Raw genomic sequence first — 18,554 nt, 5'->3', positions numbered from 1 at the left:
GGGGACACCGCGCGGGCTCACCGCGCCATTCCCGTCAGCAGGGCCGCCCAGACGTCACGCGCCTCGGCGATAGGCCAGCGGTGGGTCTCGCGGATCTCGGGCGCGTCCTCGTTCTGCAGGGTGCGCCGGACGAATCCCTGGCCGCCCGCCTGGCACAACTCATAGACAATGGCCAGGCAGTCGCAGGTCCAGGCGAGCACTCGCACCCGCGCTCCGTCCGAGGGCTCGAACCATGCCAGTTTCTTGCAGCCGGGTTGCCGGCGATCGGGGACGTGCGGGCTCACGCAGCTCATGACCGGGACGTGGCCTGTGCGGCGGCTGCGATGGGGTCGACCTTGAGCAGCGCCCAGACGGTACGGCCGGCCGGGTTGCCGTACACGCCCCAGTTGTCGGCCAGCGAGGCGACCAGCAGCAGGCCGCGGCCGCCCTCATCGTCGCTTGGCCGTACGAGCCGGGGGAGGCCGGGGCCGCCCTCGTCGGTTACGCCGAGCCAGACCTGATCGGGTTCGGCTTGGATGCTGACGATGAACTTGCCGCCGAACCGGGCCGAGGCGGTGTGCCGGACGGCGTTGGTCGCCAGTTCGCTCACGATGAGTTCGGCCGATTCGACGACGGGCCAGTTGCCGAGGGAGGCGGTGATGAAGCGGCGGGCTTCGGTGACCGAGGCGGGACGGCCGAGGAAGTGCCGGGACAGGCGCCATGGGGGCATGGGACACGCTCCGTCGTATAGGGGGCTAGACATGCCTTCGACTGGAGCGTATGACCAACGCTAGAAGGTTCTCAAGGAATACGACGTATAAATGCGTCAGTGAGCGAGCTGCTTCGCCAGGTCCCGGAAGTCCGCTGCGATCTCGCCCAGCAGCACCCGCAGCTCGTCCCCGTACACCGCTGCACCCGCGAACGCCTCGAACGCCTCTTCATGAGCGCCGACCTCGGCCGCCTCGGTCAGTGTGAGATCACCAGTCAGGCTCTCCACCACACCCACCGCCCCGTCGAAGACGGTGAACCCGTGCAGCGGGAAGGCCGGAGCCTCCACCTTCCAAGGAACGACGCCGAACCGGACATGCGGCAGCGTCGACACCTGGACCAACCGGTCAAGCTGAGCCAGCATCAACGACGGCGACCCCGGCCACGTACGCACCGCACCCTCGGTCAGCACGAACGCGAACCGCCGGCCCTCCTCAAACAGCACCGCTTGAGCATCGATCCGTACAGCCGCAGCCTTGGCTGCATCATCCTCGTCCACATCTCGGCCGATCGCCACCGCCAGCCGCGCATACTCGGCGGTCTGTAACAGCGCCGGAATCATCGCCGACGAGAACACGGCCATCCACTTCGACGAGCGTACCCGCGCGGCGTTCGCCGCCTCCCGGCCAGCGAGCCCACCCTTTAGGCGGGACACCTCATCACGCAGCCGTACGAACAGCGTGTCCAACTCCCGCCGCGCGTCCTGCTTGAGGTCGAGAGCTATAGACACCCGCTCAACCGTCTCCGGCGTGGGCAGGAGACGCCCGGTCTCCATACGGGAGATCGTCGGCTGCGCCACCCCCGCTCGCCGAGCCAACTCCTTGCCGGTCAGCCCCGCATCCTTGCGCAGTCGCCGCAGCAGCTCTCCCAGTTCCCGTAGCCGACCCTGACGATCCTCCACCTGAGCGTTCTATCACGGAAAGCTGAGCACCTTGGTACCAAGTGTGCTTTGGGGATGGACTCAGAGAGAGTGAGGGTCGCGCTTATTTCCTTGGATGCGAAACATCACAACTGTACGAGGGCGAGGGTCACTGGCTGGCCCAGCGATCGTTTGGACGTGAACACAAGACTCAAAGGCTGCAAGACCATCAGGCTTGTCGGTCAGATCAAGGACCATGAAAAAGCTCAAAGGGGGGCCACTGAGCTGATAGGAGATCGCTTGTGGTAGGTAGCGTTTCGAGAGCCCGTTCCAGGTGATGTTCTTCCAATCTCGCTTCAACTCGATTGTTATAAGTTCGTCATGTGGGCGCCACGCGACATCGACGCGACCAGCGCCAACGTTGCTAACTTCCAATTCCACGCGTAAGCCAAGGCCGCCAAGAAAGCTGGCCAGATCCTTGCCTAACTCTTTCTCTAGCGGCTTTTCTTCACCTGGCTGCAATTTGCGTAGGTACGCTGACCATTCGCCTCGAAACTTCTGTGTTTCATTAAGTCGTAAGTGTAGAAAGCTGAGGAGATAAAGTATGAGCATATCTACGTCGGCTGCAAAGCGCCCCACGTAACCCTGCCTGCATTGCTGGCGAAGCTGTTCACGAATCCTGCGGTATACCGTGGCTATTATCGGGATCTCGTGGACCGAACGGCTTGCTTCAAGAGCCTCAATGCGTGCTGCTATGCGAGTAGCAATCTCAGGCCGAGACTCTAATAAATCCTCAAGGGCTTGAGTCGTTTCCTCGTCCAGTAGGAGCCCGGCTAGACTTACCGTCGCCGGGCCACTGCCTTTTGGGTTTGCAGGTTTACTATCTCTAGCTTCTAACGCTGCTTGAAGAGCCCTCGCTTGCTCGCAGATCACTGCGGCAAGGTCCGGGTCTTCCTCTCGTGACTCCTGGAACTCCTCAAGCCATCCCTCTAGCAAGGCCCGCCTACTTTCGTGGGCCAAAAACACCCTTTCCACCTGAGGCGCAAGGAGAGCATGTAAGCCAGGGGCTTGGCCATCTGTAATGCCCTGTCCCGCCGAACCAAGGAAGCGGTTTGAGGTAGGGATTAACGACAATGTTCGATGAGCACCGTAGACAGAGACCAGATCATCAATTAGATCAGCAGCATGAAGCCAAGCTTTGGGATTGGTCGCCGCTTGCGCGCGCTCTAAGCGATTCACGAGATGTTGCCAAGATGCCAGAGTATCGAAGCGAGGCGTACGCCATCCTGGAGGCATGCGCAGCATGTTGAGGCGGAATTCTGACACGGCCGAGGCTAGGCGGTGACTCATCTCTTGTGTAACTGCGGCCCCGTCAATGTATGCGAGCAATACGTCGATGGTTGCAGCAAAAGCAGATGCATCAGCTCGCTCTTCTTCAGTAACGGCATCAGCTAGCCACTGGCGAGCTGAAATGAGTAAGTTTCGCGCCTCCGTGGGATCACTGGCTGCCAAAGCTTGGCGTATCGTTAACATTCCAAGCTCGAACGCAGCATCATCGGCTACATCATCTCTATCAAGAAGCGCCTCCAAGAGGAGTTGAACCTCCGGTGCTGCAAAGTGTTCTGCCACAGCACCTGCTACTCGAATCGCTCGCGCCACATAGTCGTCATTCAGTCGATTCAGATCCCGCTGTAGTCGAGTGAGTCGATCAAGTAAGGCGTAGGGGGATAAAGCTTGTGACGCTAAAACTAAGCGCGCACTCGCTTCCAAAGCCATTCCCCCCAATAAATCAGGACTCTGGCGACTAGCGTACAGCCATGCATCAACTAAGTCTTGGCCCAATTCTAGGATCGCCTGAGGATGGCTGAGGAAAGTCTTAATAACCCCCTCTAGCACAATAGGGTTACGTGGAGCAGTTGCAGCACTCAGAAGGAAGTCTCGCCCTGTATCGCTGGTGAGCGCGTCAGTGTCGTCTATTACGAGGGCGACCAACTCAGGAAGTTCTTCACGCCTCAGGAGAGCATCGTGATCTTCTAGGAGTGAGGTACCACCAAGGTCAGCTAGGGAAGGGCGAGCGGTACCGGCGTCCAGCGCCGTCACAAGTTGCTCTAGGGGATCTACCTGCACTTCCTCACCGCCGCTCTCTTCTCGCTTTCTGCCGCCGGCCTCTGCTTGTTCACTTCCCTCTCTTGGGCCATCTGCACCTAGATGGGCTGAATGGGCGTCACCAGAGGCGCTCTCCAGCAGTAGCCAGGCGCAGATGATCAGCTGGAATGACGTCCGCTACCTCGGACCCCCGAGCTGTCGCAACGATGATCTGAAGCTGAGGAACTAGTTCAGCGAGAGTCGCGAGATCCTGAAGCATCAGTCGTAAATCTCCGCTTGCTACTTCTTCTGCTCCTGGGGAATCTACAAGAAGGATTCCTGGATGCCGGCCGACGCCGCTTTGATGACCGTGCCGAAGTAGCGCGATCGTAGTTATAATTTTTATACGCAGCTGTTCACCTTCGGTCAGTGAACCGTAATTCTGAGTCTGACCCCCCTTCCAGACCTTCAAGGTGGCAGATGTGCCGAGCTCTACTCTATGTAGCATTTCTAATCCCAGCAACCTGCCCATAGCTGTTACATCGATATTAACCTTGTCGAGCACATCCTTTACTGCTGCGGTCCGACGCATATGGGCGGCGTCTTTTGCTGCCTTCAGGATGGCGACGGCTCGTTGCAACGACGCAACATCTGACATATTGCTTAGATTGTCGAAGCGGCCACGACGTTCTTCAACCGCCCCTTCAAGACGGGCGACCTCAAGTTCAGCTTCTCGCCGTTGCGCCGCTCGTGTATCACTGGTTGCGCGACGGAGGGCTGCAGCTGCGTCTTCCCGGCGTCTCGTGGCTTCGTCAAAGTCGCGTTGCGCTGACTCCAAGGAAATAGCTGCAGCATCTAATTCGACCTGTACGTCCGCAAGCATGGCTCGAAGTTCTTCTAGCCCAGCCTCCTGATCGGCAGTGTATGCCTCATCGTCGTTATCGTTTATGCTCAATTCCGCGGAGCACAGGGAGCAGCTCCCTTCTTTCTCCTGCTCCAGCCGGTCTCTGCCCACTGCTGTGTCGCAGCGGGGACAGACTGTGGGCGTCAGGGTATGGAAGAAGGCCCGTGCAAGCGCTGCTTCCTCGACAGCACGTAGTGCGGCGGCTATCGTCTTACGCTTTGAGCTAAGTGCACTATGGGTCGAACGTATTTGGAGAAGCTTTTCCTGAGACTGCATTGTCTCTTGCGTTGCCGCAGCCAATTGACTGTACAGTGATTGCAGATCCTCGGCAGAACCAGTTATCTCGGGCAGCCTTGCAAGCCGAGTTTTGGCTTCTTCGAGTCTGTTCACAAGAAGGTCTAGGTGCGTCTTACGAGCTGTAGCGTCGCTTTCAGCTCGCTTGCGTGCAGCGGACAGATCTGCAGCCACGATCTTGCCGGCCACGTCGGCCGCTACCATCGTTGAGGCCCACGGAGCACCTAGAAATAGCTCCAGTAGCCGCGTTGGCAGGGCGTGCATTGTGCTACCGCCGCCCAGGAGTGCTCCAAGTCCGGCACGATCTATAAGTAATGCGCTGGCGTATGACGGCCAAGAGAGTTGTCCCGTTACGGGCGGGGCGTCGGCGCCGTGCGGAGCTCTCTGAACTGTGCGTAATGGCTCAAGGCCAAGGCGATCCATCATGAACGCGTCCATGGCCTGCTCAAAATCTCCTACCCCGGAGAACGTGATCAGGACCCGACTGTTATCCGCTGTGACTACTCGTCCTGAAGGGATACCGTTACTAACGGTAAACGCAACCACTAGAGCCTCGTCGTCAAGCTTAAAGCCGACCTCGACGTGCCGCAGCCAATCGCGAACGTCCCTTTGCAGATCGCATCGCCCCGTCAAGCACCACATGATAATCTTAAGGATGCTTGATTTGCCCGCTTCGTTCTTTCCTGAGGAGGCTAGTCCCCATAAGCCTGGCCCGAGATTCCAAGAGAAGTCGAAGTGGGTGGCCTCTCCGGTCTCCCTGCCACCCTCCCCGAAGACAGGCCGAAGCCCGTTGAAGGAAACATGGGTAATAAGAAGCCGGTGTGGCCTCGGAGACGCGGTTTGTGCGCGGACGCCGTGTTCAGTCAATACACGCTGCACGACATCAAGCGGCTCTCCTGATTTGTCTGCTATCTCCTGCAGCCACCTGGCAACCTGACCGTCAGCTGTCATGTTACTCGCCACGATCACGCCAGTCCTTCCCGTGCTAACGCCTCATCAAGTCGCGACCGTACTCGCTCTTCAATTCCCCCGATTAGTTGGCCAATCGGCGTCCCCGAATACTCGTCGTTTTCGTATTGCAGATTCTTCAGCTCCTCGGCACTCAGGCCGTTCGCCATGCGGCCTACGTAGGCCGCTTGCTCGTCGTACCAGGCGAGTAACGGTATATAGCGTCTTAGCTGATCGGCGGCGTCGCGCCCGGACTCTAATAAGTAGTAGTCCCTTCGCCGGACTCGTGTGTCTGAAGTGCGTCCCGCTCGTTGGATTTTAATAAGACCTAAATGTCTTAGAACCGACAAGGCATCATCAAGTGGCTCATAGGCGCCATGTTTGTTCCGCAGCATGCGATAGGTGTGCAAGTCGGGTTCGCGTCGATCGAGAACGTCTTTCGCGTCCGCGAGGCAGGAGACTGGCAAGCGTTTTCTTTCAACACCTGTAATGAAAGCGTCCGCCAGATAGTCCGGGTTTCGCACGAGGAAGTCTAGCTTCTGTAGGCGCCGCTGTGCTCGTATAACTTTTACTGCTGACGCTGGCACGTCACCATGACCGCACTCATCGCCCAGTCTGTCGAGAATGAACAACACCCGCACGGCGGATTGTTCGCTCGTGGGCTCAATCACGGTCACTTGCCCCTTCCGCTGCTTCAGCCGTTGCGAAACTGATATCTGCGCTACAGCACGGACAGCCTTTAGAGTAATCTGGCAGATTAGTTACGTCTAGCGGGTGGACCTGGAGAGTTGGTCCTGTCGGCTCTCAGGTGTTTGTGTTGCCGAATTGTCCTCATAAGAGTTCAAGGAGGCGGCGCTGCGCGCCGCCTCGCGGGCCGTCGCCCGCTCGCCGGCCGGGCATGCGGCCTGGGGGCCGGTCCCGGCCGGCAGCAGCTCCGACCGCTCGTGACAAGCGCCCAATTGACCTTCACACTGTCGGCGTGGTCGCCCGAGAACAGTACGAACGCCTGGCCCGCCATCTCCAACAAGACGGATGCGAGCACGTCGAAATGACCTTCGCCCAGGTCGCTCGCATCATCGGCGAGGAGCTACCTGCCAGCGCCTACAATCACTCAGCCTGGTGGGCCAGCGACCCCAAGCACACGCAGGCCGTATGGCTCGACGTCGGCTACATGGCGAGGCCCGACCTCAAGGCACGACAGGTGACATTCATCCGCGGCTGACCAAGACATGCCTCCGGCGGGGGCCTCCGGCTCCGGCATGGCGCCGAGCTGGAGACCGCAGGCCGTAGATGGCTGAGGTAGGAGCCGCGCATCCCTCCTGCCATCGACCCAGGCAGAGCCCAGCAGTCCGACTCCTCCGGCTCAAGCCCGTCTGTGACCCTTGGCGTCCCAAGGCCGAGGAACGGCGACCGGCTAAGGTACACGCAAAGACGGGCTTGCCCCTCCGTCGCCGGCCCGCTGCCGCTTCGCGGTGGGTCGACGGCATACGGGATGCGCGGAGGGTGAGGCGTGCGCGTCCGCGCAGGCCACGAGCCCGCTCTAGTTGCAGTTTTAGTTGCAGTTCCCCGCCGTACCAAGTCGTTCCAGGTGGACCGCCGAGCGGTGTTGGTCCAGGTGGAATGGATTGGGACAGGCGAGAGCCGAGCTGCTAATGCGGTTTGGGTCTTAAGCCCATCCGGGGTTCAAATCCCCGAGCCTCCGCAGTTCAAAGCCCCTCTCGCCGGTCTTCGGCGAGGGGGGCTTTTCGATCTCCCGACCCCTGCTGCAGCTGGATGGTCCAGGGATGGATCTTTCTCCACGAGCCGGTCACAGACTTGCTGTGTTGCCTGCCCGTGGAGGATGTGTGCAGAGCCGGTGAAAGTACCTGTAGAAGCCTGGTCGGTGCTCTTTCCTACGGCGAGACTGCGCGGGTGACTCTAAGGAAGAGCTCTCGATGGCATCGAGCGCTGTCGGCTGTGGCTCTGCTGGGCTGGCTCCTGCTTGTAGCCGCTTGCTATCTACGCCTCCCACTGGGCCGAGCGCTCTCGTTGTGGTACTGGCTGCTGATCATGGCGTTGCTGGCCTGGTCCGCGTGGTGGACGTTCCTTGCGGTGATGGCAAATCTGTCGCGTAAAGCTTATCTCCGGGCAACGGTGCCTCTGTTCGTGGGTGTGATCGTTGCTGCCGCGCTTGCCATTCCGAACTGGGAGAACGCCTTCATCGACAGCCTCTTCCTTCTACAGCGGGACCGGTTCGACGCTATCGGTGCCGCCTACCGACAGGGGGAACCTCTGCCGGTGCCGTGGTGGATGGGTCTCCTCTCAATTGACGGAAGCGTGCAGGTTCAGGAAGACGGCGTGTATCTCCCGGTGTACGAGGGCTGGAGGGCCGAGACGGGCGCGGGCATCGCCTACGTGCCGTTTCCGCCCGATCTCGAGACTGTGTTCATGACCGCGGCGGGGGACCTTGGCAGGCCAGTCCGACCGTTCGGCCACGGCTGGTGGTGGGTCGAGTAGTCAGACGAGGCAGAAGACGGCGCTCGCATGCTCGTGGGCCTTGCTGCGTGGCCAGCGTTCGCCGTGGGGGTCGGAGCGCTCGGTTTCGCGTACCCGACTGATGAGCTTGGACGGTCCGTTCTGCGCCAGGACGTCGAGGAGAAGCCGCCGAGTCATGAGGCCGTAGCGGTCAACGGCGCCGGCGGCTCCGTCGGTGAGCAGGGCCGCGGCGCTTACTTGGTCGGTTGACGGGGATGGTGCCGGTGAGGGCTTGGTCTGCGGCGAGGGGATCAGTGGAAGCGCCCCAGAAGCCTCCGTCGCGGTTGCGGTGTTGGCCGAGGGTTTCGACATCTGGACGAGGCCTGCCCGCATCGCGGGGAGCAGGCCGCGGATGGTCGACCACAGCCACGAGCCTTCGCCCGCACCGGCGAGATGGCTGATGTCGGGAAGGGACACAATTGTGCGGCGCATGTGAAGGGCATGCAGATATCTCGCGCACCGATGGCTGCCGCGTAGCCCACTGATCAGACTGTCTCTGTGGCAGCTTGTGTCCGGACGGGATCGCGGAGACGCCTTCCGCGGCTTCTCGTGTTTGCGTGCTCCGGTTGGCTTGCCCTTGTCGGCCTCGAAGTCCTGTGGATTCCGCTTTTCCGGATGAGCCTGTGGCTCAGTTGGCTCGTGATTTCGATGGCATGGGGCTGGGCGATCGTCTGGTCAACGAAGACTGCGTTGGCCTATCTGGCGGGCAGGGCGTACGGCCGATGTGTCGTGACGACCGTTGTCATGCTGATCATTTGGGTCGGTGTCCGCGTGACGGACTGGAATGCCCTCTATGTGGATGGGATGTTCTGGCTCCATCGCGACACCTTCGCCGCACTGGCCAACGCCTATGACAGCGGCCGCTCGATGACGGTGCCCTCATGGATGGAGCACCTGTCGGTGAACGGCAAGGTCGAGCGGCAAGGTAACGCGCTCTACCTGCCCGTATTCATTGATCAGTGGCGTGGGGAGACCGGGGTGGGGATCGCTTACCTGCCAAAGGGCAGTCAGAGGGTGGTGCAGACCGCGGCAGGTGATGTCGGCTATCCGGTCCGCGACCTTGGCAACGGCTGGTGGTGGGTGGAGTAGATCAAATGATGTGACAGTAGGCCGCGAGGGTTTGGTCTGTGGCGAGGGGATCAGCGGAAGCGCCCCAGAAGCCTCCGTCGCGGTTGCGGTACTGACCGAGGGTTTCGACGTACTCGCGCCGGGCTTCGGCGGGGGGCTGCGGTGTGGCGAGCGTCGTGCAAACGGGCTTCCCTGACCCTGGCCTGCTTCAGGAGTGCCTTCCACATCTTGTAGTCCTCTCTGCGCTCCATCGGCCGGTGGCGCTGCTCGCCACCTCGCGGCCCTACGCCCCCACGCGGCCGGGCATGCGCCTGGGGCCGCGTCCCGCCGGCCGCCGGCAGCTCGGGCCGCCTGTACCCGAAGCGACGATTCCTGCGGCGCGTACGACCACGCGCAATCCGCTCGACTCAAGCGGAAAACCGACTTCCGCTGCCCGAGCAGCCGCGCGCTAGCATCCGAGCATGGACACGCCGTCTGATCTCGGCCGCGCGTTGGAGACTCTCTACTCGGCCTTCTCCCGGTATCCGCTTCCGGCCGAGACCAACGCGTGTGACCACTGCGTGTCCGATGAACAGGTTCGCGCGACGCGCGCAGCACCCCTCCGCATGCTCACCGCATCCGCATTGGGGCCCTACGCGGGCCATGCCTTGTCCACCTGGGGTGACCTCGACGAATTCAAGCACTTTCTCCCCCGGCTGCTCGAACTGCTCATCCTCGAAGAGCGCGACGGCTTCTTTCACGCCGAGTCTCTGATCAGCCGGGTCAGCGCCAGTTGGAGAAGTTGGAGGCAACCGGAGCAGGAAGCCGTCATCGGCACCATCGGTGCCTGGTGGCGGCACACCCTGAACCACTATCCGCGCGACGTCGACGTCATGAAGATGATCGAAATCATCGCCGACAGTCTGGAGCTGGATCTGGCCCCCTACCTTTCCGAGTGGGAGTCCAACACCACCGAGGCGGCGGCCCGTCAAATGGCGTGGCTCGTGCACGACTTCACCGTCAGCGTCGCTCACGGCGCCGAATGGTACGTGCTCCTGGACAACTGGATCAGAGGACCGGCCCCTGCGGCGATCCTGGAGCGCGCGTTCTTCTCCGCCGGCTCGCCGGAAGTGGCTCGGGAACTCTCCGACGCACTTGAGACCCACCGCATCTGGAGCCGACACTGAACCTCAACTCAAAGCGCCTCCAGCGGGGGCGCTTCGGCTCCGCGACGTCGCCGAGATGGAGAACGCGGACCGTAACCGGCTGAGGTAGGAGCCACAGGCTTTGTCGATCTCCTGGGGACCTATACGGGCGATCTTCGGCATATCGCCGTCAGAGCCGGATAGAGAGCTGTTTATCCGAAGCATGGATAGCCTCCAGGAGGCCATCCTCATCGAACCGCAGCACAACCCCTGATTCGCTCACCCGCCACCAGGAGCGTTGCGAGGAAACGGTCCCTCCTGGGTGTCACGACGCGGCCGGGATGAACGAGGGCGGGCAGCTCCGTGTGGGTCCCGTGAGGCTCGATGTCGATGTGCGGGCATCGGGCCATCATGCCGGAGATGGTGACGCCTGGCTACTCTGCTAGACGGATTTTGGCTAGCGGCCTAGACATGGCGCGCTGTGGTCTCTAGGTTGTGAGGCCATGAAGCTGATGAACCACGACTTGATCTTCGACCAGCCCGACCTCGTCCCCCCGGGCGACGACGACGTCGCCGTCGAAACTGTCACATACTTCGCGACCGTCGCGCGCACCGGAAAGCAGTGGACCGCCACGGTCGAGATCCCTGGCGGGCGCACGGTCCAGGCCCAGGGCGCGAGCTGGGCAGACGTCAGGAGCAACGTCGCCCAGCTCATCTTCGACGCCCTTCAGGACAAGCCCGAAGCGATCGGCGTCCACGTCGAGCCCGCCGACCCCGAGGCCAAGGCCGCCCTCGCGGCTGTCATCGAGGCACGCCAGGCGCGCGCCCTCGCCGAGCAGGCCGAGCGCGACGCCGTCCGGCACGCCGCTCGCCTCCTCACCGCCCAAGGGTGGACCACCCGCGACGTGGGCAGCGCGACACGCCTGTCCCACCAGCGCATCTCGCAGATCCTCCGCTCGTGACAAGCGCCGAGTCGACCTTCACACTGACGGCGTGGTCGCCCGAGAACAGTACGAACGCCTGGCACGCCATCTCCGGCAGGACGGACGCGAGCACGTCGGCATGACCTTCGCCCAGGTCGCACGCGTCATCGGTGCGGAGCTGCCTCCCAGCGCCTACAAGCACTCAGCCTGGTGGGCGAGCGATCCCAAGCACACGCAGGCCGTATGGCTCGACGCCGGCTACACGGCGAGGCCCGACCCTGCGGCGTAGGTCAGCGGCGACTGATACGCGGCCGGGACAGTGGCGGGAGGGAAGCCCGCCTCCCGGCGGGCGGACATGATGGGCTTATGGATCACAGGCGAATGGAGTCGTACTTCGACGGGCGAGCCGCCGGTTACGGGCATCTGCGCTGGCACGCCGGCTACGCCGAGCGGCTGGTGGAGCTCGCGGGCCTGACGCCCGGCTTGCGGGTGCTGGACGCTGCCACGGGCACGGGGCTGGCGGCGCTGGCCGCGGCACGGGCGGTCGGTCCCACCGGTCAGGTGATCGGCGTGGACATCTCGGCCGGGATGCTGCGGGAGGCCGACCGGCTGCTCGCCGCGTCCGGGCTGACCAACGTGAGCTATGTGAAGGCGGACGCCACCGCTCTCGACGAATTCGACGACGAGGCGTTCGACGTGGTCCTGTGCTGCGCGGGGATGCTCTACCTGTCGGCCTCGACGGCGTTCGCCGCCTGGCACCGGGTGCTGAGGCCGGGCGGTCTTCTCTGCTATTCCGCGATGCGGGCGGGCTTCCCCCACGCGGCCCGGGTGTTCCGTGAGTGCGCCGGGGACTTCGGCCTCGCCCTCATCGACCCGATGGCGGAGGTGGGCACGGAGGAGAGGAGCCGTGCGGCGGTGGCCGAGGCGGGGTTCGTCTACGAACGGGCCGTGCCGGATGTGATCGCGCTCCCGCCCAGAACCGCGGCGGATCTGTGGCGGGGCCACGTGGTGAACCCGAATTATCCCGAAGTCGCGTCGCTCTCCCCGGAGGAGTCGGCCGCCTTCAGGGCGAGCTATCTCGCTCGGGTCGCCGAGCTGCTGACAGAGCCGGACGCCTTCGATCTGCCGGTCATGTACGTCTACGCCCGCAAGCCCGGCTAGACGAGTCGCCGGGGAGCGCGTCAGGTAAGCAGTTCCAGGGACACGTGCGGGGACAGCGCGCGGAGGAAGCCGAGGGCGTCGAAGATCTCGCCGGCCGAGGCGACGCCGAACGTCCTGGTCCTTCCGGTGAGGATGCGGTCGACCGCTTCCACCGCGAGCGGCGCGGTGACGGCGTAGATGTCCTGACCGCTCGCCACGGCGCGCCGTTCGCGCCCGTCGGAGCGCACGACGACGTCGACGAGGAACGTCTGCGCGGACCGCCCGCTCGCGTCGACCGGGGCCGGCGCCGGTGTGTCCGGGGCCGACAGGTCCCTGGCCGCCTCGACCGTCATGTACGTACGCACGCTGGGGACGGACAGGTGGCTGGGAATGGTGACGATGTCGGCCATGCTGAACTCCCCGATGACGGCCCGGGGCCCCATCGGGCCGGGGAAGGGCCACTCCAGGGTCGGCAGGTCGTCATGGTGATACTCCAGCCGGCCGTTCGCGTAACGGACGCGCCGGCCGCCCCGCCGCTGCCCGGAGATCACGCCCGAGGCGCGCGTCCCGGCGGTGGGGTGCCAGCTGCTCAGGCCGTACGCGACGTGCGCCTCGTCGGCCGACGTCCAGTCGCCCATCGCGGCGGTGGCCAGCAGGTCGCCGAAGCCGCCGTAGAAGGCCATCGCGGGGACGACCACCGCTCCCGCGGCGCGGGCACGGTCCGCGAAGTGGGTGAACGTGTCGACGTTGGCCTCGATCTCCGCCGCCACATCGACATAGGGGATGCCGGCGCGCAGCGCCGCCTCGATCACGGGGGCGGCCGTCGTGGCGAAGGGCCCGGCACAGTTGACCACGGCCGCCGCGCCGGCGAGCGCGCGGTCGAGCGAGGCCGGGTCATCAACTGACGCCGGGCGGGCCTCCAGCCCGCCTTCGGACGCCGCCAGCGTCGCCAGCCTGCCGGCGTCGCGTCCGGACAGAACCGGAACGAACCCGCGATCCCGCAGCTGCGCCACCACGAAGCGTCCCGTGTGCCCGTACGCGCCGAAAACCACCACCGTGAGCCCCGATCCCATCGGTTCTCTCCTGCCGTCAACGATCTGTGTCGTGAACATCCTGGCGATGGCGGGTGTCGCGCCGCGAGTGTCCGGAACGCCAATACCCGTACAATTCCGGACATGGGCACTGTCGCGCTGGCCGTCACCGACGGAATGCTGCATTTCGAGCTGTCATTGGCGTACGAGGTCTTCGGGGCGCACCCGGCCGGCGTGGCCGGGCCCTGGTACGACCTCGTCGTCTGCGGGCCGGGAGCAGTGCGGGCCGGCCGGTTCCGGCTGGAGCCCGACCACGGCCTCGACCGTCTCCGGCGTGCCGACACCGTGATCGTCCCGGGCTGGGCCGACGTCGACGTCGACCCGCCCGCCGGCCTGGTCGACGCGGTGCGCGCGGCCCACGAGGCGGGCGCGCGCGTGGCCTCCCTCTGCACGGGCGCGTTCGTGCTGGCCGCCGCGGGGCTCCTCGACGGGAAGCGTGCGACCACGCACTGGGCGCACACCGAGGACCTGGCCGCCCGTTACCCGAAGGTGCGGGTGGACCCGGACGTCCTGTACGTGGACAACGGCAGCGTGCTCACCTCCGCGGGCAAGGCCGCGGCCATGGACCTGTGCCTGCACCTCGTCCGCCTCGACCACGGCTCCTCGATCGCCAACACGGTCGCCCGCCGCCTGGTCGTGCCGCCGCACCGGGACGGCGGCCAGGCCCAGTTCGTCACCACCCCGGTGCCCGCCCCGGACAACCATCCGCTCGCCGAACTGTTCCCCTGGGTGATCGAACGGCTGGACCTGCCGCTGACCGTGGAGGACCTGGCCCGTCAGGCGCGGATGAGCGCACGCAATCTCAGCCGTCACTTCAGGTCGGTGACCGGCACCACCCCGCTGCAATGGCTGCTGACTCAGCGCATCCGACACGCCCAGGAGTTGCTGGAGACCACCGACGACAGCGTCGACGCCATCGCGGCGGCCACCGGCATGGGCACCGCCACGACACTGCGCCGGCACTTCAACCGCACGGTCGGCGTGCCTCCGGACACCTACCGCCGCACCTTCCGCTCGTCGCGGGCCCTGCCGGCCACCGTTGACGCCCCGTTCTGCGGGCCGGGGGACGAGCACGTAGCCCAGCCCGGCCCTCGGCAGTGATCGTGGTCGAGGGCCATCCACGGACCAGGGCGAAAGGGCCGGCGTCCGGCTGGATTCAGCGCTTGGCCACGAAGACGTGCGCGGCGGTCCGCGTGGGGAGTACGGCGGACTCCCCGCCGCTGCCGACCATCACGCGGCCGGGTGACGACGTCACGTTCACGGCCGCGCCGGGCCGGACCCCGGCGTGCCGCAGGGTGTGCATCAGCTGCGGGTCGGTCTGGATCGGCTCCCCGATGCGCCGCACGACCGCGCTCGCGCCGTTCGGTCCAGGCTCCAGATCGCTGAGGCTGACGATGCCCTCGTCGAGGAACGGATCCGCGACGCCCTCCTCGCCGAGCTCCTCCAGGCCCGGGATCGGGTTGCCGTAGGGCGACTCCCTCGGGTGCCGCAGCAGGTCCAGGACGCGGCGTTCGACGGCCTCGCTCATGACGTGCTCCCAGCGGCAGGCTTCGGCGTGGACCTGCTCCCACTCCAGCCCGATCACGTCGACGAGCAGGCACTCCGCGAGCCGGTGCTTGCGCATCACGCGCGTGGCGATCCGCCGGCCCTCCTCCGTCAGCTCCAGGTGCCTGTCGCCGGCGACCTGCAGCAGACCGTCACGCTCCATGCGGGCGACGGTCTGGCTGACGGTGGGGCCACGCTGGTTCAGGCGCTCGGCGATGCGGGCACGCATGGGAACCACGCCTTCCTCCTCGAACTCCAGGATGGTGCGCAGGTACATCTCTGTGGTGTCGATGAGTCCGGACATGCTGGTGGTCAGGCGGGGGTTTCGGCGGTGGCGGTCAGGACGGCGCGGCCGAGGGTGTGGCCGGACATGGTGAAGCCGAGGAGGGCCGGGGTGGCGTCGGCCGGGACGCCGATGTGCTCGACGTCGAGGGCGTGCACCACGATGAAGTAGCGGTGCGGGCCGTGGCCGGCCGGCGGGGCGGCGCCGATGAAGCGGGCCGCGCGGACGTCGTTGGGCAGTTGGAAGGCGCCCTCGGGCAGGCCCGAACCCGTGTCGTCGCCGGCGCCCTCGGGCAGCTCGGTGACGGTGGCGGGAATGTCGGCGACCGCCCAGTGCCAGAACCCGGAGCCGGTGGGAGCGTCGGGGTCGTAGACGGTGACGGCGTAGCTCTTGGTGCCTTCCGGCGCGCCGCTCCAGGACAGCTGCGGGGAGATGTCCTTCCCGCCGGGAACTCCCGAGGAGAACTGCTCGGGCGGCCAGGGGGCGCCGTCGCTGACGGTGGTGCTGGTGACGGTGAAGGAGGCCGCCTCGGGGAGGCGGGCGAAGGGGTCGTTGGCGCTCATCGCGTCGTTCCTTTCAGGCCGTGCTGCGGACTGGCCGTGATGCGGCCGGCGGTTCGCGTACAGGCACCGCCGGCGTCTTCCGTCATGATCGACCATATCACGAATAATCGATTATTTGTCCAATCGTCTATGATGGCCGCATGACCCAGACGGCCCACGCCTCGAACTCACCGGGGAAGCAGATGCTCTCCGAGCAGGTCTACGCGCACCTGCGAAATGCGATTATGCGCGGGGACCACGCCCCCGCTGACGCTCTCAAACCCCAGGATCTCGCCAAGGAACACGGCGTGAGCCTGGCCGTCGTGCGCGAGGCGCTCGTGCGGCTGGTCGGCGAGGGCCTCGCCGACCGGCTGCCAAACCGCGGCTTCGCCGTCCCGGCCTTCTCCGACCGCCGCTGGCAGGAGATCGCGGAGGCCCGCCGGACCATCGAACCGGTCGTGCTGCGCATGTCCATCGAGCGTGGCGACGTCGATTGGGAGGCCCGCGTCCGAGCCGCTCACCACCGTCTGGCGCGCACCCCGGCGTACGTGCCTGAGGAGGGCGAGTACTACAGCAGCGCATGGTCCGAGGCCCACCGGGTCTTCCACCGCACCCTGCTGGAGGGCTGCGGCAACCCCGTCCTGCTGGAGACCTTCGACCGGATGTGGACCGCGAGCGAGCTGGCTCGCCGCTGGGCGGCGCAGCGCACTCCGGACCGGGACGCCCTCGGCGAGCACCGCCGCCTGGAGGAGGCGGCGCTGGCCCGCGACGCCGACACCGCGGCCGAGGTTCTGGCCCAGCACCTCACTCTGACCGCGGCCGCATTGACGGGCTGCCCCCACCAGGCGAAGGATGCCTGATCCGTGCCTCACCGACCTGGCCCACGAGTACACCCGATCACCGGAGTTGCCGACGTCGCGGACGCAAGGTGGCGGGTTCGGCCCCGGACCGACAGAGGATCTATGGCCGAAGGGCGCCGCGGGCCGGGGCCGTGGCCGGCGCTCCGGCCCTTCCGTGAAGGGGGTGAAAAGGCCTAACTCGCCCAGGTGGCGTTCTTCAGCACGGTGGCGAGGCCGGGGGTGGCCCACTGGTCGACGATGAGGAGCCTCTCCTTCGGCAGGTACCACTCGCGCTGGGTGAACGTCGACTTCTCCGTCGCGTCGTCATAGGTGACACAGCGGCCCGGCCATACGCGGTAGTGCGCCTTGTGGCCCTGCCCGATGTTGCGGTAACCGACCGCGATCGCCTTGCCGAGGACGTGGCCGAGCTTGGGGTTCGCCGGACAGGGAGCCACGTCGACGGCGGGATAGAACGGCCCATTGACAGGGTTGTAGCGCCGGAAGCCCTCGCCGCCGGTCTTGAGCGTCTTCGCGCCCATCACCCAGAATCCGCGGCACCCGGGCTCGAAGTAGTGCCCCGTGGGCTTGGCGCAGGCGCCGGTCACCACGTGCACCTGGTCGGCGCTCCGGTGGACCCGCCAGGCGCGGGGGATCTCCAGGGTCGGCCCGCCGGGCAGCCGCAGGAATGTGGTGGAGGAGGCCGAGGCGCTGCCGGCGCCGGTCACGGCGACGGCCCCGATGACGGCGACGGCGACGGCGCCCAGGGAGATCAATTTTCTCATCACGGCGCAAATAGTAGTGATGATCAATATATGGGTCATCGGGGTATGTGGATCGTCGGCCGAGTAGCTATCGATGCACTGAAGGGGCGGATGTGAGCTCTTCGTACGTTGTCACCGGGGGTGGCCGTGGCGTCGGGCGCGCGCTCGTCGAACGGCTCCTCGGAGACGCGAACAGCGTCGTCGTGATCGAGTTCGACTCCTCGGCGCTGGAGTGGACCCGCACCCATCCGGCGGGTTCCCGGGTCATCCCGGTGGTCGGCGACGCCGCCGACGAGACGGTCACGGAGCAGGCCGCCGATCTGGCGCAGGCCGCCGGCCCTCTGACCGGCTGGGTCAACAACGCGGCCGTGTTCCGCGCGGCCTCGCTGGACGCCCCGTCGGGGCGCGAGGTCCTGGATCTCATCGGGGCGAACCTCAACCCCGCGGTCGTCGGATGCATGACCGCGATCCGCCGATTCCTCGACGCCGGTGCGGGCGGGGCGATCGTCAACGTCTCCTCCCACCAGGCGCAGCGGCCGGTGCGGGGCTCCCTGACATACGCGACGGCCAAGGCCGCCGTCGAAGGGCTCACCCGGGCGCTCGCCGTCGACTACGGTCCGCGCGGCGTCCGGGTCAACGCCGTCGCCCTCGGCTCGATCATCACCGAACGCTATGAGGCGTTCCTGCGCGGCCAGGAGCCCGCGGCGGCCACCCGCGTCGAGAACGAGATGAGCCTGCTGCATCCGGTCGGCAGGGTGGGACGCCCGGAGGAAGTGGCCGCCGTCGTCGCCTACCTGCTGTCCGATGAGGCGAGCTTCGTCAACGGCGCGACCGTGCCCGTCGACGGAGGCCGGTCGGTGCTCGGACGCGACCCAGAAGAGGCCTGA

21 protein-coding genes are annotated in these 18,554 nt (G+C 65.3%); 10 read left to right on the top strand and 11 right to left on the bottom strand.

The window, feature by feature from the left end:
• Positions 1-17 precede the first annotated feature (17 nt).
• The 6 genes from AB0O28_RS02145 to AB0O28_RS02120 all read right to left on the bottom strand — a co-directional run bounded on the left by AB0O28_RS02145 (position 18) and on the right by AB0O28_RS02120 (position 6,514).
• On the bottom strand, positions 18-206 hold the full coding sequence (locus AB0O28_RS02145) for a hypothetical protein (RefSeq protein WP_363635320.1): 189 nt from the start codon (positions 204-206) through the stop codon (positions 18-20).
• Positions 207-289: 83 nt separating this feature from the next.
• Entirely contained in the window at positions 290-709 is a 420-nt protein-coding gene (locus tag AB0O28_RS02140; RefSeq protein WP_363635318.1) for an ATP-binding protein, read from the bottom strand.
• Between the two features lie 96 nt (positions 710-805).
• On the bottom strand, positions 806-1,648 hold the full coding sequence (locus tag AB0O28_RS02135) for a Scr1 family TA system antitoxin-like transcriptional regulator (RefSeq protein WP_363635316.1): 843 nt from the start codon (positions 1,646-1,648) through the stop codon (positions 806-808).
• Positions 1,649-1,708: 60 nt separating this feature from the next.
• Positions 1,709-3,733 (bottom strand): hypothetical protein, encoded by a 2,025-nt coding sequence (locus AB0O28_RS02130; protein WP_363635314.1) that lies wholly within the window; start codon positions 3,731-3,733, stop codon positions 1,709-1,711.
• A 97-nt stretch (positions 3,734-3,830) separates the two neighbouring features.
• Positions 3,831-5,858 carry a hypothetical protein gene (locus tag AB0O28_RS02125; protein WP_363635312.1) on the bottom strand — a complete coding sequence of 676 codons (2,028 nt, stop codon included), beginning with the start codon at positions 5,856-5,858 and terminating at the stop codon, positions 3,831-3,833.
• Positions 5,855-6,514, bottom strand: coding sequence for a hypothetical protein (locus AB0O28_RS02120; RefSeq protein ID WP_363635310.1), 660 nt, complete (start codon positions 6,512-6,514; stop codon positions 5,855-5,857). The genes AB0O28_RS02125 and AB0O28_RS02120 overlap by 4 nt, the downstream gene beginning before the upstream one ends.
• Before the next feature lie 302 nt (positions 6,515-6,816).
• Between AB0O28_RS02120 and AB0O28_RS02115 the strand changes: the two genes are divergently transcribed.
• Positions 6,817-7,059: a hypothetical protein gene (locus tag AB0O28_RS02115; protein WP_363635308.1), complete on the top strand. Its 243-nt coding sequence runs from the start codon at positions 6,817-6,819 to the stop codon at positions 7,057-7,059.
• Between the two features lie 551 nt (positions 7,060-7,610).
• On the top strand, positions 7,611-8,333 hold the full coding sequence (locus AB0O28_RS02110) for a hypothetical protein (RefSeq protein WP_363635306.1): 723 nt from the start codon (positions 7,611-7,613) through the stop codon (positions 8,331-8,333).
• On the opposite strand, the gene AB0O28_RS02105 is transcribed toward AB0O28_RS02110, so the two are convergent.
• On the bottom strand, positions 8,334-8,783 hold the full coding sequence (locus tag AB0O28_RS02105) for a hypothetical protein (RefSeq protein ID WP_363635304.1): 450 nt from the start codon (positions 8,781-8,783) through the stop codon (positions 8,334-8,336).
• A 183-nt stretch (positions 8,784-8,966) separates the two neighbouring features.
• On the opposite strand from AB0O28_RS02105, the gene AB0O28_RS02100 reads away from it, so the two are divergent.
• From AB0O28_RS02100 to AB0O28_RS02080, 5 genes are all read left to right on the top strand, one after another.
• Positions 8,967-9,440, top strand: a complete 474-nt coding sequence (locus tag AB0O28_RS02100) for a hypothetical protein (protein WP_363635302.1) — start codon at positions 8,967-8,969, stop codon at positions 9,438-9,440.
• 440 nt (positions 9,441-9,880) lie between these two features.
• Positions 9,881-10,585, top strand: a complete 705-nt coding sequence (locus tag AB0O28_RS02095; RefSeq protein WP_363635300.1) for a hypothetical protein — start codon at positions 9,881-9,883, stop codon at positions 10,583-10,585.
• A 461-nt stretch (positions 10,586-11,046) separates the two neighbouring features.
• Positions 11,047-11,505 carry a hypothetical protein gene (locus AB0O28_RS02090; protein ID WP_363635298.1) on the top strand — a complete coding sequence of 153 codons (459 nt, stop codon included), beginning with the start codon at positions 11,047-11,049 and terminating at the stop codon, positions 11,503-11,505.
• Positions 11,506-11,536: 31 nt separating this feature from the next.
• Positions 11,537-11,755, top strand: coding sequence for a hypothetical protein (locus tag AB0O28_RS02085; RefSeq protein ID WP_363635296.1), 219 nt, complete (start codon positions 11,537-11,539; stop codon positions 11,753-11,755).
• 77 nt (positions 11,756-11,832) lie between these two features.
• Positions 11,833-12,627, top strand: coding sequence for a methyltransferase domain-containing protein (locus AB0O28_RS02080; protein WP_363635294.1), 795 nt, complete (start codon positions 11,833-11,835; stop codon positions 12,625-12,627).
• 20 nt (positions 12,628-12,647) lie between these two features.
• On the opposite strand, the gene AB0O28_RS02075 is transcribed toward AB0O28_RS02080, so the two are convergent.
• Entirely contained in the window at positions 12,648-13,679 is a 1,032-nt protein-coding gene (locus tag AB0O28_RS02075) for a saccharopine dehydrogenase NADP-binding domain-containing protein (protein WP_363635292.1), read from the bottom strand.
• Positions 13,680-13,781: 102 nt separating this feature from the next.
• On the opposite strand from AB0O28_RS02075, the gene AB0O28_RS02070 reads away from it, so the two are divergent.
• Complete coding sequence (locus AB0O28_RS02070; protein WP_363635290.1) at positions 13,782-14,798, top strand: helix-turn-helix domain-containing protein; 1,017 nt, start codon at positions 13,782-13,784, stop codon at positions 14,796-14,798.
• Between the two features lie 55 nt (positions 14,799-14,853).
• Here the strand turns inward: AB0O28_RS02070 and AB0O28_RS02065 are convergent, their stop codons facing one another.
• Positions 14,854-15,546, bottom strand: a complete 693-nt coding sequence (locus AB0O28_RS02065) for a metal-dependent transcriptional regulator (RefSeq protein WP_363635288.1) — start codon at positions 15,544-15,546, stop codon at positions 14,854-14,856.
• Positions 15,547-15,554: 8 nt separating this feature from the next.
• Positions 15,555-16,088, bottom strand: a complete 534-nt coding sequence (locus AB0O28_RS02060; RefSeq protein WP_363635286.1) for a YbhB/YbcL family Raf kinase inhibitor-like protein — start codon at positions 16,086-16,088, stop codon at positions 15,555-15,557.
• Between the two features lie 140 nt (positions 16,089-16,228).
• Between AB0O28_RS02060 and AB0O28_RS02055 the strand changes: the two genes are divergently transcribed.
• The gene (locus tag AB0O28_RS02055; RefSeq protein ID WP_363635284.1) at positions 16,229-16,927 is read left to right on the top strand and encodes a GntR family transcriptional regulator; all 699 of its coding nucleotides are present in this window, start codon (positions 16,229-16,231) and stop codon (positions 16,925-16,927) included.
• Positions 16,928-17,100: 173 nt separating this feature from the next.
• Here the strand turns inward: AB0O28_RS02055 and AB0O28_RS02050 are convergent, their stop codons facing one another.
• The gene (locus AB0O28_RS02050) at positions 17,101-17,691 is read right to left on the bottom strand and encodes a hypothetical protein (RefSeq protein ID WP_363635282.1); all 591 of its coding nucleotides are present in this window, start codon (positions 17,689-17,691) and stop codon (positions 17,101-17,103) included.
• Positions 17,692-17,780: 89 nt separating this feature from the next.
• Here AB0O28_RS02050 and AB0O28_RS02045 point away from each other — a divergent pair, with 89 nt between their 5' ends.
• Entirely contained in the window at positions 17,781-18,554 is a 774-nt protein-coding gene (locus AB0O28_RS02045; protein WP_363635280.1) for an SDR family oxidoreductase, read from the top strand.

The sequence above is a fragment of the Microbispora sp. NPDC088329 genome (assembly GCF_040685655.1).
GTDB lineage: Bacteria > Actinomycetota > Actinomycetes > Streptosporangiales > Streptosporangiaceae > Microbispora.
Note: the sequence above shows the minus strand (reverse complement) of the source record. Positions and strands in the feature narration are given on the sequence as shown.